Annotated in this window: 9 protein-coding genes and 3 tRNA genes; 8 read left to right on the forward strand and 4 right to left on the reverse strand. The window is 62.0% G+C overall.

Annotated elements, in window-relative coordinates; all coding sequences use genetic code 11:
• The first annotated feature begins 88 nt into the window (after window positions 1–88).
• Window positions 89–3,631 carry a DNA polymerase III subunit alpha gene (dnaE, locus tag HMPREF2749_RS03655; RefSeq protein WP_070593466.1) on the forward strand — a complete coding sequence of 1,181 codons (3,543 nt, stop codon included), beginning with the start codon at window positions 89–91 and terminating at the stop codon, window positions 3,629–3,631.
• Between the two features lie 175 nt (window positions 3,632–3,806).
• Entirely contained in the window at window positions 3,807–4,262 is a 456-nt protein-coding gene (nrdR, locus tag HMPREF2749_RS03660) for a transcriptional regulator NrdR (protein ID WP_005506525.1), read from the forward strand.
• A 176-nt stretch (window positions 4,263–4,438) separates the two neighbouring features.
• Here the strand turns inward: nrdR and ppgK are convergent, their stop codons facing one another.
• Complete coding sequence (gene ppgK, locus HMPREF2749_RS03665) at window positions 4,439–5,290, reverse strand: polyphosphate--glucose phosphotransferase (RefSeq protein WP_049340710.1); 852 nt, start codon at window positions 5,288–5,290, stop codon at window positions 4,439–4,441.
• Window positions 5,291–5,435: 145 nt separating this feature from the next.
• Window positions 5,436–6,347, reverse strand: a complete 912-nt coding sequence (gene map, locus HMPREF2749_RS03670) for a type I methionyl aminopeptidase (protein ID WP_070593467.1) — start codon at window positions 6,345–6,347, stop codon at window positions 5,436–5,438.
• Between the two features lie 270 nt (window positions 6,348–6,617).
• On the opposite strand from map, the gene HMPREF2749_RS03675 reads away from it, so the two are divergent.
• Window positions 6,618–6,875 carry a hypothetical protein gene (locus HMPREF2749_RS03675; RefSeq protein WP_070593468.1) on the forward strand — a complete coding sequence of 86 codons (258 nt, stop codon included), beginning with the start codon at window positions 6,618–6,620 and terminating at the stop codon, window positions 6,873–6,875.
• 153 nt (window positions 6,876–7,028) lie between these two features.
• Here the strand turns inward: HMPREF2749_RS03675 and panB are convergent, their stop codons facing one another.
• A complete protein-coding gene (panB, locus tag HMPREF2749_RS03680; protein WP_070593469.1) occupies window positions 7,029–7,943 on the reverse strand; it encodes a 3-methyl-2-oxobutanoate hydroxymethyltransferase in 915 nt (304 codons plus the stop codon).
• A gap of 63 nt (window positions 7,944–8,006) precedes the next feature.
• Window positions 8,007–9,857, reverse strand: a complete 1,851-nt coding sequence (locus HMPREF2749_RS03685) for a hypothetical protein (RefSeq protein WP_049356145.1) — start codon at window positions 9,855–9,857, stop codon at window positions 8,007–8,009.
• Between the two features lie 439 nt (window positions 9,858–10,296).
• Between HMPREF2749_RS03685 and glnA the strand changes: the two genes are divergently transcribed.
• The 5 genes from glnA to HMPREF2749_RS03710 all read left to right on the forward strand — a co-directional run bounded on the left by glnA (window position 10,297) and on the right by HMPREF2749_RS03710 (window position 15,858).
• Window positions 10,297–11,637, forward strand: a complete 1,341-nt coding sequence (glnA, locus tag HMPREF2749_RS03690) for a type I glutamate--ammonia ligase (protein WP_049354867.1) — start codon at window positions 10,297–10,299, stop codon at window positions 11,635–11,637.
• Between the two features lie 182 nt (window positions 11,638–11,819).
• Complete coding sequence (locus HMPREF2749_RS03695; protein ID WP_210395318.1) at window positions 11,820–15,158, forward strand: bifunctional [glutamine synthetase] adenylyltransferase/[glutamine synthetase]-adenylyl-L-tyrosine phosphorylase; 3,339 nt, start codon at window positions 11,820–11,822, stop codon at window positions 15,156–15,158.
• A gap of 413 nt (window positions 15,159–15,571) precedes the next feature.
• A tRNA-Gly gene (locus tag HMPREF2749_RS03700) sits at window positions 15,572–15,644 on the forward strand.
• A gap of 47 nt (window positions 15,645–15,691) precedes the next feature.
• A tRNA-Cys gene (locus HMPREF2749_RS03705) sits at window positions 15,692–15,762 on the forward strand.
• A 24-nt stretch (window positions 15,763–15,786) separates the two neighbouring features.
• Window positions 15,787–15,858, forward strand: a tRNA-Val gene (locus HMPREF2749_RS03710).
• The last annotated feature ends 171 nt before the right edge of the window (window positions 15,859–16,029 follow it).

The raw sequence follows: 16,029 nt of genomic DNA on the forward strand, positions 1-16,029 counted from the left end.
AGCTCGGCAACTATAGCCGCCCGCTGGCTGCCGCATACAGCTTCACATTCACCGCCCATCCTCCAGCCCACACCTCCAGGAGATTCCCGTGGCAACCAAAGAATTTACTCACCTGCACGTGCACACCGAGTACTCCATGCTCGACGGTGCCGCGCGCCTGGGTGACCTGTTCACCTACGCTAAAGAACTCGGCATGAAGTCCATGGCGACCAGTGACCACGGCTTCCTCTTTGGTGCCTTCGACTTCTGGCGCCAGGCTAAAGCGCACGACATCAAGCCCATCATTGGTGTGGAGGCGTACCTGACCCCCGGCACGCACCGCACCGACCGTTCGCGTGTGCGCTGGGGCGATGGCTCCCGCGATGACGTTTCCGGTGGTGGCGCGTACACCCACATGACCATGTGGGCTGAAACCACCGAGGGCATGCACAACCTGTTCCGCGCCTCCTCGATTGCGTCGCTGGAAGGTCAGCTGTACAAGCCCCGTATGGACCGTGAGGTGCTGCAGACCTACTCGAAGGGTCTAATTGCCACCACCGGCTGCCCCTCCGGTGAGGTTCAGACGCGCCTGCGCCTGGGCCAGTTCGACGAGGCAGTCCAGGCGGCGAGCGAATTCCGCGATATTTTCGGCAAGGACAACTTCTACTGCGAGGTCATGGACCACGGCCTGGACATTGAACGCAACGTCCAGGAGGATCTGCACCGTCTCGCCAAGAAGCTGAACCTGCCCTTCGTCGCCACCAACGACCTGCACTACACCCGCCAGGAAGACCACACCGCCCACGCGGCGCTGCTGTGCGTGCAGTCCGGCTCGACCCTCACCGACCCCAAGCGCTTCAAGTTCGACGCGGATAACTTCTACCTGCGCTCGGCAGAAGAAATGTACGCCCTGTTCGGTGACATTCCCGGCGCGTGTGAGAACACCCTCGAAATCGCTGAACGCTGCAACGTGGAGTTCAACACCAAGGCGAACTACATGCCGAACTTCCCCGTGCCCGAGGGCGAAAACGAGGAATCCTGGTTCGTGAAGGAGGTTGAGAAGGGCCTGCACTACCGCTTCCCGCAGGGCGTTCCCGACGCTGTGCGGAAGCAGGCAGAATACGAGGTGGGGGTTATTACCTCCATGGGCTTCCCCGGCTACTTCCTCGTGGTCGCCGACTTTATCAACTGGGCTAAGCGCAACGGTATTCGCGTGGGCCCCGGCCGCGGCTCCGGTGCAGGCTCCATGGTCGCGTACGCGATGCGTATTACCGACCTGAACCCGCTCGACCACGACCTGATCTTCGAGCGATTCCTCAACCCCGACCGCGTCTCCATGCCCGACTTCGATGTGGACTTTGACGATCGTCGCCGCGGCGAAGTCATCGACTACGTGACCGAAAAGTACGGTGAAGAGAAGGTCGCACAGATCGTCACCTTCGGCACCATTAAGGCGAAGCAGGCGCTCAAGGACGCCTCCCGCGTGATGGATCAGCCGTACTCGGTGGGTGAGCGCCTCACCAAGGCGATGCCGCCGGACGTCATGGGTAAGAACATCGCCCTGGCGAACGTGTACAACGAAGAGGATAAGCGTTACGCCGAGGCGGCAGATTTGCGCGCCCTCATTGAGGACCCGGTCGATAAGATTTACGGCCAGGTGTTCGAGACAGCGAAGGGCCTGGAGGGTCTGAAGCGTCAGTGGGGTGTGCACGCTGCGGGCGTGATTATGTCCAGCAAGGACCTCGTGGACGTCATCCCCGTGATGCGCCGCGAGGCGGACGGCCAGGTCATCACCCAGTTCGATTACCCCACCTGTGAGGGCCTGGGCCTGATCAAGATGGACTTCTTGGGTCTGCGTAACCTCACCATCATCTCCGATGCGGTGGAGAACATTAAGGTCAACCGAGGCATCGACCTGGACCTGGAATCCCTGTCTTTGGACGATCCGGAATCGTACCGTCTGCTGGCGCGCGGTGACACCCTCGGCGTGTTCCAGCTCGACGGCGGCCCGATGCGCTCGCTGCTCAAGCTCATGGAGCCTGAGGAATTCGAGCACATTTCGGCAGTGTTGGCGCTGTACCGTCCGGGCCCGATGGGCGCGAACTCGCATACCAACTACGCTCTGCGTAAGAACGGTAAGCAGGAGATTGAGCCGATTCACCCTGAGCTGGAAGAGCCGCTGAAGGATATTCTGGACACCACCTACGGCCTGATCGTGTATCAGGAGCAGGTTATGGCGATTGCTCAGAAGGTCGCGAACTACACTCTGGGTGAGGCAGACCTGCTGCGCCGTGCGATGGGTAAGAAGAAGAAGGCGGAGCTGGATAAGCAGTACGCTACCTTCCACGACGGCATGATTTCTAACGGCTACTCTGAGGGCGCTATTAAGGCGCTCTGGGATATTCTGCTGCCGTTCTCTGACTACGCGTTCAACAAGGCGCACACGGCTGCGTACGGTCTGGTGTCCTACTGGACGGCGTACCTGAAGGCGCATTACCCGCAGGAGTACATGGCTGCGCTGTTGACCAGCGTGGGCGATAACAAGGACAAGCTCGCGCTGTACCTGAATGAGTGCCGCGCCATGGGCATTACCGTGCTCGCACCGGACGTGAACGAGTCCACCCTGACCTTCGCCCCTGTCGGTGACGATATCCGCTTCGGTATGGGCGCGATCCGTAACGTGGGCGCGAACGTGGTCGAAGGCATGATTGCTGCCCGCGAAGAGAAGGGCCGCTACGAGTCCTTCAACGACTTCCTGAAGAAGGTGCCGCTGCAGGTGTGCAATAAGCGCACCATCGAGTCGCTCATTAAGGCGGGCGCTTTCGACGACCTGGGCCACACGCGCCGTTCGCTGTCCCTCATTCACGAGGCGGCAGTGGACGCGGCCGTGGCGGTCAAGCGTAAGGAAGCGGCGGGCCAGTTCGACCTCTTCGGTTCCCTCGGCATGGATGATGCCCTGGGTGATGAGCTGACCGTGACCATTCCGGATGTTCCGGATTGGGAGCGCCGCGAGAAGCTGAACTTTGAGCGTGACATGCTGGGCCTGTACGTTTCGGACCACCCGCTGCGTGGTCTGGAGCGTGCGCTCTCGGATGCTGCAAGCCATTCGGTGCACGACATCATCGGTGAAGACTCGCACGTGCGCGACGGCGAAACCGTCACCATTGCGGGTATGCTCACCGGCGTTTCGCGCCGTATCGCCAAGTCCAGCGGTAACCAGTACGCCTCCGTGGAGCTGGAAGACCCCTCGGGCGCAACCATTACGGTCATGTTCTTCTCCCGCGCCTACGAGACGATGGGCGCCGCCCTGGCGGACGACCTCATCTGCTCGATTCGTGGCCGCGTACAGCGCCGCGACGACGGTAGCGTGAACATGAGCGCGCAGGAACTGCAGATCCTGGAAATCAGCGATGACGGCCGCGCCGCACCCATCACCATCGTGGTACCCGAGTACCTGGTGACCGAGGCGAACCTAAAGGAGCTGAAGGAGACCCTGCGCGACCACAAGGGCACCGCGGATGTGCGCATGCTCGTGCGTACCCGCGATAAGGAGCAGCTGGTGTTGCTGGACCCGAGCGTGCGCGTGGAACCGAACCCGAGCCTCTTCGGTGAAATCAAGACTATTTTCGGTCCGAGCTGCATTCGACGCTAAACATATATAACCCCGCAAGGTGGGAATGACAGGGTGGATTCTGCATAGCAGAGTCCACCCTGAGCGTATATTCACTCACACCATACGGTGTATCCGCTGTATATCACGGTAGAATAGGTATAAATATTCTTGAGCGCTGTATACGCGGGCGCTAGTGCCCAGCCAAGGAGAAACAATGTACTGCCCCTATTGCAAGCACACCGACTCGCGCGTGGTGGATTCCCGCACCACCGATGACGGCGCCGCAATTCGCCGCCGCCGCCAGTGCACCTCCTGCGCTCGCCGCTTCACGACCGTTGAAACCACCACCATTTCGGTGATTAAGCGTTCCGGCGTGACCGAGCCCTTCGACCGTTCGAAGATTGCCGCGGGCGTGCGTAAGGCATGCCAGGGCCGCCCCGTGGGTGAGGACGATTTGGCGAAGCTCGCCCAGGAGGTTGAGGAGCTGATTCGTGCCCGCGGTTTGGCAGAGATTAACGCGCACGAGGTGGGTCTGACCATCCTGGAGCCGCTGTCGAAGCTGGACGCGGTCGCCTACCTGCGTTTTGCGAGCGTGTACCAGGCATTTGAGAACCTTGAAGACTTTGAGGAGGCGATTGCGCGTCTGCGTGAGGACCGCATCGCCCAGTAACTAGCTAGCACAGTAACTGACTAGCACAGCCACTAGCTAACCCAGTAGCTAATGAGCTCGGCCGCCGCTACATGAGCGGCGGCATACAGAAGGGACCGCCTTCCGAATGATTCGGAAGGCGGTCCCTTCGTACGTATGTGAAGCGCTATCCGAGGCGGATAGCAGGAAGCAAACCCTTACGCTTCGCCGCGGCGCTTGCGTTCCTGCAGCATGCCGCCAGCCCACAGTGCCGCACCCACAATACCCGCGTTGTTACGCAGGGCAGCCATGACCATGGGGGTACGAATCTGGTCCTCAAAGTAGGGCATGAACTTCTCCGGGTTCTTGGAGATGCCGCCGCCGATGATGAACAGGTCGGGGGAGAAGAGCATCTGAACGTGCTCGAAGTAGCGGTACAGGCGCTTGCCGTACTTCTTCCAGGACAGCTCGTGCACCTCGCGGGCACGGGCAGAAGCCTGAGACTCGGCGTTGTGGCCGTCGATCTCCAGGTGGCCCAGCTCGGTGTTCGGGATCAGCACGCCGTCGTTGATGAGGGCGGAGCCAATGCCGGTGCCCAGGGTGATGACAGCGATCAGGCCGTCACGGTTACGGCCCTGGCCGTAGGTTGCCTCAGCCAGACCGGCTGCGTCAGCGTCGTTGAGGCCGTAGACGGTGCGGCCGCCCAGAGCCTCGCTCATGACCTGTTCCAGGTCGGTGTTGATCCAGGAGTCGTCCACGTTCGCTGCGGAGAAGACCATGCCGTTCTTCACCACTGCGGGGAAGTCGATGCCGACAGCGGACTCGGGGTCCGGTGCCAGGTCGCGGCCCTGCAGCTCATCCACTACGCGGCGTACAACCTCAGCCACAGCCTCGGGGGTTGCAGGCTTGGGGGTGTCAATGCGGAAACGGTCGGACACGAGGTTACCGGTGCGCAGGTCGACGATACCGCCCTTAATGCCGGTACCTCCAATGTCCACACCAATCTGCAGGTCCTTGGGGGTGGGGGCGGGCAGCTCGTTGATGACGCCGGGTTCTGCGTATTCGCTCATGGTTTTCTCTCTCTTTCGCCCCGCCTACTGCCGTGTAACCTAGGGGAGTGGGCGGGCTTGTCAGTGGGTGAATTGATATAAAAGTGAGGTGCTGGGCTCGTACCTGCACAATACCTGCACAAGTAGGAAACCCAGAGGGCTGCGCTTAGGGCAGGGTCAGGATGTCCGCGCCGTCAGCGGTCACCACGAGGGTGTGCTCGAACTGCGCGGTGCGCTTGCGGTCGCGGGTGACCACAGTCCAGTCGTCATCCCACAGGTCCCATTCGATGGTGCCGAGGGTCAGCATGGGCTCGATCGTGAAAATCATGCCCTCACGGATCTCAGTGTCGTAGGCGGGTGCCGCATCGTAGTGGGGGATGATGAGGCCCGAGTGGAACTCACGACCCACACCGTGACCGGTGTAGTCGCGAACCACGCCGTAACCGAAACGTGCCGCATACTTCTCAATGACGCGACCAATCACGTTGATCTGGCGGCCCGGCTTCACAGCCTTAATCGCACGGTTCAGGGACTCTTCGGTGCGCTCAACCAGCAGGCGGGACTCTTCGTCCACGTTGCCGACGAGTAGGGTCTTGTTTGTATCGCCGTGCATGCCGTCCAGGTATGCGGTGACGTCCAGGTTGAGGATGTCGCCGTCCTCCAGCACGGTGGAGTCCGGGATGCCGTGGCAGATGACCTCGTTCAGGGAGGTGCACACGGACTTGGGGTAGCCGCGGTAATCCACGGTGGAGGGGTACGCGCCGTGGTCGCAAATGTACTCGTGGACCAGCACGTCAATCTTGTCGGTGGTGGTGCCGGGCACGCAAATTTTGGATGCTTCAACGATGGCGCCTGCCGCGATCTTGCCGGCTGCGCGAACCCGCTCAACTTCCTCGGGGGTGTACATGTTCGAATCGTTACCCTCGTTGGCGGTGGGCTTACCCACGTACTCGGGGCGAACAATGTGCGAGGGGACCGGGCGCATGGGGGTGATGCGTCCGGGGGTCAGACAACCCACGGGTGCTCGACCGGGCTCTGCGGGAAGATTGTGCGAAGTATTCGTTTTGGTTGAAGACATAGTTTCATCTTACCGGGCGTGGGCGGGTTGTGTCCCTTGCTGGGGCGCTAAAAAGCGGCGGATACACAAGCCGTACCTTTTTCCCAGATTGTGAATAAAATTTCATGCACGCTAGAGACAAAAACTGCGCGGGTGGAAAGCCGGGGTGGAAGGCAGAAGCGGAAGACCGCGGAGGGGAAACGCCGTGAGAAGCTCCACCCGACTCATTGCCACGAACCTACGCGCGTGAGAAGCTAGAAACACCAACCCCTCACCGTCGAAGGAGAACCCATGAGTGAGAAGAAAAACCACCTGAGCGAAGCCATCGAATCGGCGGTCGAAAAGACCCTGAACTCCGCGACTGAAGCCACCAGCCCGCACCCCGAAGAGTACTGGTACAACCTGTCCACCGGCGAGGTTGAACGCGGCCAGCAGAGCGCCGTCACCTCCCTGTGGGGCCCTTTCAAAACCTACGAGGAGGCGGCACACGCCATGGACCGCGCCCGCGAACGCAATGACGCCTGGGAAAAGGACGGCGGCTGGCTCTAAAGAACGAGCACCCTCAGCCTTGCCCAACGCCCTCAGCCACGCTCAAGGCGCACGCCGCCCAACAGACATACAGCCTGAGACGAAAAGACCCCCGCACCCGGAGCACCGGATACGGGGGTCTTTCTTCTCAAGCTTTTCTTCTCAGCCTAAAGCCTACTCAAAAGTGTGCTCAGCCGCCGGGAACTCACCCGAACGAACCTGCTCACGATAAGCACGCGCAGCGTCCTCCATGACCTGACCGACCTGCGCAAACTGCTTCACAAAACGCGGCACGCGACCGGAACGAACACCCATCATGTCCTGCCATACCAGCACCTGACCGGTGGTCACATTCGAGGCACCAATACCAATGGTCGGCACAGTGCCCACAGCCTCATCCACCAGCTGCGCAGTCTGAGCGGTCACCATCTCCATGAGCACGCAGAACGCGCCAGCCTCAGCCAGCGCCACCGCATCCTCACGAACACGCTCAGACGCATCGCCGCGGCCCTGCACGCGGAAACCACCCAGGGCATGCTCCGACTGCGGGGTGAAACCAACATGCGCCACCACCGGAATGCCGGTACGCACCAGGGCACGAACCCACTCGGTCATCGACGCATCTGCCTCAATCTTGACCGCGTGCGCGCCGCCCTCCTTCATCAGACGAACAGCGCTCGCAACCGCCTGCTGCGGCGACTGCTCATAGGAGCCGAATGGCAGGTCAGCAACCACCATGGCGCGGGAGGCACCGCGAGAAACCGCCGCGACCATCGGAATCATCTCATCCAGGGTGATGGTCAGGGTCGACTCGTAACCGAGCACCACATTCGCCGCAGAATCGCCCACCAGCAGCATGTCGATGCCCGCGCGATCAAAAATCTGCGCGGTCAGAGCGTCATAGCAGGTCAGCATGGAGAACTTCTGCCCGGTCGCCTTAGCCTGCGCCAGGTGAACGGTGCGCACCTTCTTGACGGTATCCAGGTCAAAAGGCTTCGATGCAGAAGTAGTCGCGGGAGCAGCCTCGGAGGTAGCGGCAGGCTGTGCCGCGTAGGGCGAAGAGATCTCGGAAGAACGCTCAGTAGTCATGCTGACTATTCTAACCCTGCGCGGCTCCAACCTGGCGTACCGCTCACCACGAGGGAACTGTCCCTAGTTCCAGATGAGGTTAATGTAGTAGGTCGGGAACGACGCAGCAGCGTTCTTATTCATCATCTCCGGAATGGCGAGGGACGCATCCTCAAACTCACGCGGCAAATCGCGCTGAATGAGTGCCTGCTGCACCAGGGCATCCCAGTAGACCTGGGTAACCGAGTAGGTGCAGACTTCCTTCACGACGTCCTCCGCGTAGGACTCCCACGCCTTACGCGCCGCATCATCAGAGCCGAAGAAACCCTCATACCCCTGAGACAGGCCCGTATCGCAGGCGCTCACCGCGTTCTTCGAGTACTGCAGCCAGTAGCTGCGGCTCAGCTCATCCGAAGTGTTGAACGTGAACGCCTCATAGTCCGCCTTCAGCAGGGCGTAGGACGCCTGGATGGAACCGGCAAGCGGGGCGTGCGAGGAGAAGACAATAACGTCCAGAAGAGCGGCAATGTACTCCATCTGCGCCTTCTCGTACGCAATGCCGGAAGGCTGAACCGGACCAGAATGCATCTGCACCAGGCCCTCTACAGCGTTGATGAAACGCTGAACATCGTTGGTTGCCTTCACCATCAGATTCAGCAGACGCTGAACGCGCTGATAATCCTCAGAAATCTGCGAGAACAAGCCGTAGGAGAGAATGCCGCGCTCCGAAGCCGCCGCCGCCAGAACCTGGCTCGTCAGACGCTGGCTCTCCGCCTCAGCCTTCGCCACGCTCAGCAGTAGGGCACCGCAATAGGCCAGGGCACGGCGATCCACGAGCTGAGGCTGCTGCTGATGCAGCGGCAGAAGACGCTCGTGAATCTGACGGAAAATCGCGCTCTGTGCCAGGGCCTTCTTGCCCAGTTCCTCAGTCTTTAGCAGCACGGTATCCGCCGAGAAATCACGCGGAACAAAACGGCGCGCATCCTCAGCGGTAAACGGCGAGTAGGGGCGACCCATCAGCGGCTGCAACAGCGACATTGTGGTAAACAGCGAAAAACGAGCCGACACCGGGTACAGCGAATCCGGGTAGTTCGGCGCATCTACCGCATTCACGCGCTCGGTGCACAGCGTCAGCCAGGTCTGCTCCACCGCCCGATCAGACGTAATGCCAACACCCATACCCAGGATGCTCTCACCGAACGCCTCCGACGGAAGCTTGCCGGGGTTCATGGCACGCGCCTGCATGAGCGCCACAGCCAGCTCCACCGTATAGTTCGTGCGGCGCTTCTTGCCCGCTTCGTCAAGGTGCTGGAACGGACGCACACCCGCAATCTTCTGGCCGCGCGCCAGCGTATGCAGCTCCTTATTCATGGCGAACTGCTGCGGGTTACGCTGCATCATCTTCGACACCTCGTAAGCGCTCTTACGGTTCAGCTTCTCACGGCGCTGAGCACCCTCAGCCGACAGCGCATCATACTTGCCGCGGCTTGCGTGAACGTACCAGGAACGAATTACCTGAAGCGGCAGGAAGAAGAACGTGTACTTCCACGACCAACTAAAAATAATGACCGGAATAGCCGCGCTCGACCCCAAACGGCCCGTGTAACCGGTCCAGATGAACTCCACAAACGCACCAACCAGCGCCCACAACGCCAAAGTGCGAACCCTAAACGCCACTCGGGAGGGGCGGTCCAGCAGGTAGGTCGCACCACCGGTCTTGTTATTCTTCATGACGGTCGGGCCAAAGACCGCAACCGCAAAAAGACAGACCAGATACAACACCAAGAAAACAATGGGGGCAGCAATAAGTAGCAGCCACTCAAGCCCGGTGGGGTCAGCAGCAACCAGTGTGCTTGCCGCTAGAGGAATCTGTGCGGGCGCCACCTGTGCGGGTAGCGCCTGCGAAGCTGATGAGAGAAGAACGGAATGTAGCATACCCCCATTATCGCAAGGCGACCCCGAACACGCCCCGCGAGCCGTCATCTGCTAGGTATCTGGGCAATCTGCTAGGTATCTGAGCACAACCTACACCCACACAGCGGAAAGCGGGGGAGGGGTCACCCCCGGCGCCGCCCAGAATCTCAGTTACCGAGGCGCACGAGCGAGAATTTACACAAACGAAACCTCCCACCCGCACACCACACAGCAGAACCCGATAGGCTAGATAACAACAGGACACACGCCGGGGCAAGGAGGCGCCAGCACCGCTGGCACGCCGCCCGCCGGAACGACGGTGAAAACCGCTGAAAGTTCAGCGGAACCCACCGGGTCGCTCCCGCACTATATATCCTCGTCGCGGCACACAATTCAGCGCGCCTCCGCCGCCCGCAGACGGGTACCACGCGGATGCGCGCCCGCACCGAGAGGGCAACTCATGGACCGTCAACAGGAATTCGTACTGCGCACCATCGAAGAGCGCGACATCCGCTTCATCCGCCTCTGGTTCACCGACGTGGTCGGCACCCTCAAGTCCGTCGCGCTCGCACCCGCCGAGGTAGAAAGCGCCTTCGACGAGGGCCTGGGCTTTGATGGTTCCTCGATTGAGGGTTTCTCCCGCATCTACGAATCCGACATGCTGCTGCAGCCGGACCCCTCCACCTTCCAGATTCTGCCCTGGCGCGGTGAAGAAGACTACACCTCCCGCATGTTCTGCGACGTGCTCACCCCCGACGGCGAGATCAGCGCCTCCGACACCCGCGGCGTGCTCAAGCGCGTGCTCAACAAGGCAGCGGAGATGGGCTTCACCTGCTACACCTCGCCTGAAATTGAGTTCTACCTGCTCGAATCCTCCAAGCTCGGTGCGGACGGATTCCCCGTGCCCGTGGACCACGAATCCTACTTCGATCACACCCCCGGCGGCATCGTGCAGGACTTCCGCCGTAAGGCAGTGACCATGCTCGAAGAGGTCGGCATCTCCGTCGAATTCAGCCACCACGAAACCGGCCCCGGCCAGAACGAAATCGACCTGCGCCACGCCGACGCCCTGCAGACCGCAGACAACGTCATGACCTTCCGCACCGTCATCAAGGAAGTCGCCTACTCGCTCGGCATGTACGCAACCTTCATGCCCAAGCCCTTCACCAAGTACGCCGGCAGCGGCATGCACACCCACTTCTCCCTCTTCGAAGGCGACACCAACGCCTTCTTCGAAGCCGGCGCCGAATACCAGCTCTCCAAGACCGCGCGTCACTTCATCGCCGGTGTGCTCAAGCACGCCCCCGAATTCACCTCGGTCACCAACCAGTTCATCAACTCCTACAAGCGCCTCTGGGGCGGCGGCGAGGCACCCTCCTACGTCTCCTGGGGTCACAACAACCGCTCCGCACTCGTGCGCGTGCCGCTGTACAAGCCGAACAAGATGCAGTCCGCCCGCATCGAGTACCGTGGCCTGGACTCCGCATCGAACCCCTACCTGGCTTACGCGGTGATTCTCGCCGCCGGCCTGAAGGGTATCGAGAACGAGTACCCGCTCATGCCCGCCGTGACCGAGGACCTCGCCGCCATGACCAACGCCGAGCGCCGCGCGATGGGCTACAACCCGCTGCCCGCCTCCCTGCGCGAGGCTATCAATATCACCGAGGAATCTGAGTTCATGGCGGAGGTTCTGGGCGAGCAGGTCTTCGAGCAGTTCCTGCGCAATAAGCGCGCTGACTGGGACCAGTACCAGGCTCAGGTGACCCCCTACGAGCTCAAGCACAACCTCGGAATCCTCTAACCGCTGGATTCTTTAGCCTCCTCGCATGATGAGTGACCGCTGACAGCCTCAGGGCGGTACCCGCTACCGGTAACACGCCGGCGGGTACCGCCCACAGGTGTATCAGCATCGCTTTTCTCCGCCGTTTTTTACCCCACCCCACGGATCTCTACCCGCCGTTCTCTACCCACAGTTCTCACGCTATGACTGACAGCTCTCACTACCCGGCAACCGGGCTCATCCGCATTATCGACCCCGCCAAAGAACCCAAGCCGCTGACCGAGATTGCACCCGACGCACTCGACGACGAACAGCGCGCCGAAGCCGAACGGAAAGCACAGCTACGCCTGCACACCCGCATGATTGCCACCGGTTTTCACGACCCGTCCAAGGCGGAACGCTGGCTCAACGCGCCCGAGCTTGCCTCGGTCTCGCAGGATGCGCTCTTTGCCGGGTTGCGCCTCTCACCCTCCCCGGATATTGCACTGCCCGCCCTCGTGCGCCTCATCGAAAAGCACCCCGCAGTCGCCGAGCGCGCCACCCGCGGCACGGAAGAATTCGGCATGTACCGCCTGCTTGGCGCATCCCAGGCGATTGGTGATTTCCTCTACCGCCGCCCCGAGCTCATCGACCCGCTCTTCGACACGCAGGTGTACCCCGCCGAGAGCGCGCTGATTCGCTCCCAGCACCCGGCGTCGATTCTGCCGGAGACCGACGGGGAATTCCTGACCCCCATCACCCCGCTGGACACCCCCTACCGCCGCGATATCCTCACCGCCCTCGGCGCCGACCCGCACGCGGAGCGTCCGCGCGCTGCCGCCGAACAGACCGGCAAAGACGGGTACGTGACCCTGCGCGTCGCCTACCGCGCCGCCCTGGCGCGCATCGCCCTGCTCGACGTGTGCTGCGAAGACCCGGTCGAAATGATGCCGACCATTGGCCGGCACCTCGCCGATTTGGCTGCCGCCGCGCTGGAGGGTGCGCTCGCCATTGCCCGCACCGAAGTTGCGGAGGGGCTGGGCCCCGGCCTGGCGGCCCCTCGCCGCGGCGAGGCTGTAGACGCCCTGGACTTGGCGATTATCGGCATGGGTAAGTGCGGTGCCCGCGAGCTGAACTACATCTCTGACGTTGACGTGGTGTACGTGGTCGCGCCGGTCGAACCCGCGCCCAGCACCGGGGCAGAGAGGGAGAGCGCCCCGCTCAAGCTCACCGAGAACGAATGTTCCACCATCGGCACGGAGCTCGTGCACGCCCTCACCCGCGCCATCATGGGCCCCGCACCCGAACCCGCCCTCTGGGAGGTCGACGCGAACCTACGCCCCGAAGGTAAGGACGGCCCGCTCGTTCGCACCGTCGAATCCTACGTTCAGTACTACAAGCGCTGGGCGGAAAACTGGGAGTTCCAGGCGCTGCTCAAGGCGCGCCCCATCGCCGGTTCGGCGCAGCTGGGCGCCCGCTACGCCCGCGCCATTGACCCCTTCGTGTGGGAGTCCGCCGCCCGTGAATCCTTTGTGGAATCCGTGCAGGCGATGCGCGCCCGCGTGACCGACAATATTCCCTCGAACCAGGTGGACCGCCAGATTAAGCTGGGCCCGGGCGGCCTGCGCGATATCGAGTTCACCGTGCAGCTGCTGCAGCTCGTGCACGGTCGAACCGACCCCGCTGTGCGCACCAAGTCCACCGTGGATTCTCTCGCGGCGCTGACCGCCGTCAGCTACATTAGCCGCACCGACGCCGAAGCGTTCAGCCGCGACTACAAGAAGCTGCGCGTGCTGGAGCACCGCATCCAACTGCAGCAGCTGCGCCGCACCCACCTGATGCCCGAAAAGGACGCCGAACAACGCGCCCTCGCCCGCTCAATCCTCTCCCCGGAACGCAACGGCACGCTCTCCGCCGAGCAGATGCTCAAGGCATGGCAGAAAATTAAACGGAATGTCCGTTCTCTGCACGAGCGAATCTTCTTCCGCCCGCTACTCGCCGCTGTCTCCACGCTCAGCCGCGACGAAGTGGTGCTCAGCGAACAGGCGGCACAGGACCGTCTTGCCGCCCTCGGCTACCGCGACCCGCGCGGCGCCATGCGCCACATCAAGGCACTCACCACGGGACTTTCCCGTAGCGCAGACATTCAGCGGCACCTCATGCCCGTGCTACTGGGCTGGTTCGCCCGCGGCGTGGACGCGGACGCCGGTCTGCTCGGATTCCGCATCGTCTCCGAATCGCTCGGCAGCACCAGCTGGTACCTGCGCATGCTCCGCGACTCACCCGCAGCCGCCGAACGCCTCAGCCAGCTACTCTCCAGCTCGCGCCCCATGACCGACCTGCTCGAGGATGCCTCCGCCTCCATCGCCTGGCTGGACAAGGTCGCCGACCTCAAACCGCTGGGGGAGGAAGCGCTCGCCTCCGAGATTTCCTCCCTGCTGGCACGCCACGCGGACGCCGCCGAGGCGATGCGCGCCGTGCGCTACCTGCGCCGCCGCGAAACCCTGCGCACCGCCATGGGCTGGACCCTGGGCATCGTCGACGTTGAGGACACCTGCGCCGGTCTTGCCGCCATCGACGAGTGCACAATCGGTGCGGCGCTACAGATTGCCCTGCGTGAACTCCAGACGGCACCGGAAGGCGCCGAACCCGCCGAAGCTGAGGAGACAGCGGGGGAGAAGCTGCTCACCCGCATCGCCGTCATCGGCATGGGCCGCCTCGGCGGCGCCGAGAACGGCTTCGGCTCCGACGCGGACGTCATGTTCGTTCACGAACCCCTCGACGGGGCCGACGAAGACGCCGCACAGGAACAGGCGGCACGCATCGTCAACCGCACCCTGGCGCTCCTCAAACAGCCCGTCAAGCCCGCCATTCGCGCCGAACGGCCCCTCGAAGTGGACGCCGACCTGCGCCCCGAAGGCAAGCAGGGCGCTATCGTGCGCTCGCTGGACTCCTACCGCTCCTACTACGAACGCTGGGCGGAAACCTGGGAGTTCCAGGCGCTCACCCGCGCCCGCCCCATCGCGGGCGACGAGGCGCTCGGACGTGCTTTCGTGGAGCTCATCGACCCGTACCGCTACCCGGCAGCTTTTGAACCCGAACAGGTACAGCAGATTCGCCGCATGAAAGCGCGCGTGGAAAACGAACGCATGCCTCACGGCGCCGACCGCACCCGCCAGCTCAAGCTCGGCCGCGGCGGACTCTCCGACGTGGAATGGCTGGTCCAGCTCGTACAGCTGCGCCACGCGCACGCCGTGCCCGGGCTGCGCACCACCTCCACCCTGAAGGCGCTGAACGCCGCGGTTGAGGCGGGGCTGGTCGAAGCCGCGGACGCTGAAATCCTCAGCGGCGCCTGGCTACTCGCCACGAAGATCCGCGGCGGCAACGTACTGCGCGGCGTGCGCCAGTCCGACACCCTACCCTCGGGACGCGCCGACCTGGAAGCAATCGCCCGCTGGTGCGGATACCCCGCCGGTAGCGCACGCGCCCTCGAAGAGGACTATCTGCGCCAAACTCGCAACGCCCGCAAAGTCTACGAGCGCCTCTTCTTCGAAGAACTATAAAAAGATTCCAGAAAAACATGAGCCCGGCATTTTTGTCGGTGCGGATTTCTGATGCGAATTTCATAGGGGAGGGGCGGGGAACATGGTTCCCCGCCCCTCCTTTTCGTGTCCTTGCGAAAAATTTTGCGGACGTTTCGCGGATATCGTGGCGGGCATTGTGTGCCCGCCGCTATCCTCGCGGGAACAGTAACCATCCCAAAACCCCGAAAATGTGACCGGCACCATGAAAATAAATTTTGCTCGCACACCTCAAAAACGAGCCCAAATACCCCGTTCTGCCCCGGAAACACGCGGAACACAAGATGATCTACAAAGGATTTGGCAAACACTCAAAAACCCCGTATAGTATTTACCTGTCAGCACGACGGAGCGAAAAACTCCAACGGAATGATTCAAATTGAATACGCTGATATGCGGTTGTAGCTCAGTTGGTAGAGCACCACCTTGCCAAGGTGGATGTCGCGAGTTCAAGTCTCGTCAACCGCTCGTAAGGACTCCAAGAGTTCGAACGCGTTCCCTCGTGGAGCGTATGCGGTGAGGTGGTCGAGTGGTTAGGCAGCGGCCTGCAAAGCCGTGTACGCGGGTTCGAATCCCGTCCTCACCTCGCAACAAAACAACTGTTTTGTGAGCGCGATTGGCGCAGCGGTAGCGCGCTTCCCTGACACGGAAGAGGTCACTGGTTCGATCCCAGTATCGCGCACAAATGAAGCCCTGATTCTTCGGAATCGGGGCTTTTGTGTTTAACTTTTTATTTCCTTGGTTTGTGGAGGGGTGGTGCTCCTCTGCCGACTTGTGTTTGCTCTGGAGGCGGTGCTTCGTATATTTCCTCCGCGCCGTCGCAGGGAACCCGCCCTCGCTTCGCTTCGGGCAC

Origin of the sequence: Rothia sp. HMSC075F09 (genome assembly GCF_001810515.1) — a bacterium.
In the GTDB taxonomy this organism is placed as follows: Bacteria; Actinomycetota; Actinomycetes; order Actinomycetales; family Micrococcaceae; genus Rothia.

Bases quoted from the DNA above. Each gene is read 5' to 3' on its own strand.
- nrdR (WP_005506525.1), top strand. From the start codon at position 3,807: ATGTACTGCCCCTATTGCAAGCACACCGACTCGCGCGTGGTGGATTCC.
- ppgK (WP_049340710.1), bottom strand. From the start codon at position 5,290: ATGAGCGAATACGCAGAACCCGGCGTCATCAACGAGCTGCCCGCCCCC.
- map (WP_070593467.1), bottom strand. From the start codon at position 6,347: ATGTCTTCAACCAAAACGAATACTTCGCACAATCTTCCCGCAGAGCCC.
- HMPREF2749_RS03675 (WP_070593468.1), top strand. From the start codon at position 6,618: ATGAGTGAGAAGAAAAACCACCTGAGCGAAGCCATCGAATCGGCGGTC.
- panB (WP_070593469.1), bottom strand. From the start codon at position 7,943: ATGACTACTGAGCGTTCTTCCGAGATCTCTTCGCCCTACGCGGCACAG.
- HMPREF2749_RS03685 (WP_049356145.1), bottom strand. From the start codon at position 9,857: ATGCTACATTCCGTTCTTCTCTCATCAGCTTCGCAGGCGCTACCCGCA.
- glnA (WP_049354867.1), top strand. From the start codon at position 10,297: ATGGACCGTCAACAGGAATTCGTACTGCGCACCATCGAAGAGCGCGAC.
- HMPREF2749_RS03695 (WP_210395318.1), top strand. From the start codon at position 11,820: ATGACTGACAGCTCTCACTACCCGGCAACCGGGCTCATCCGCATTATC.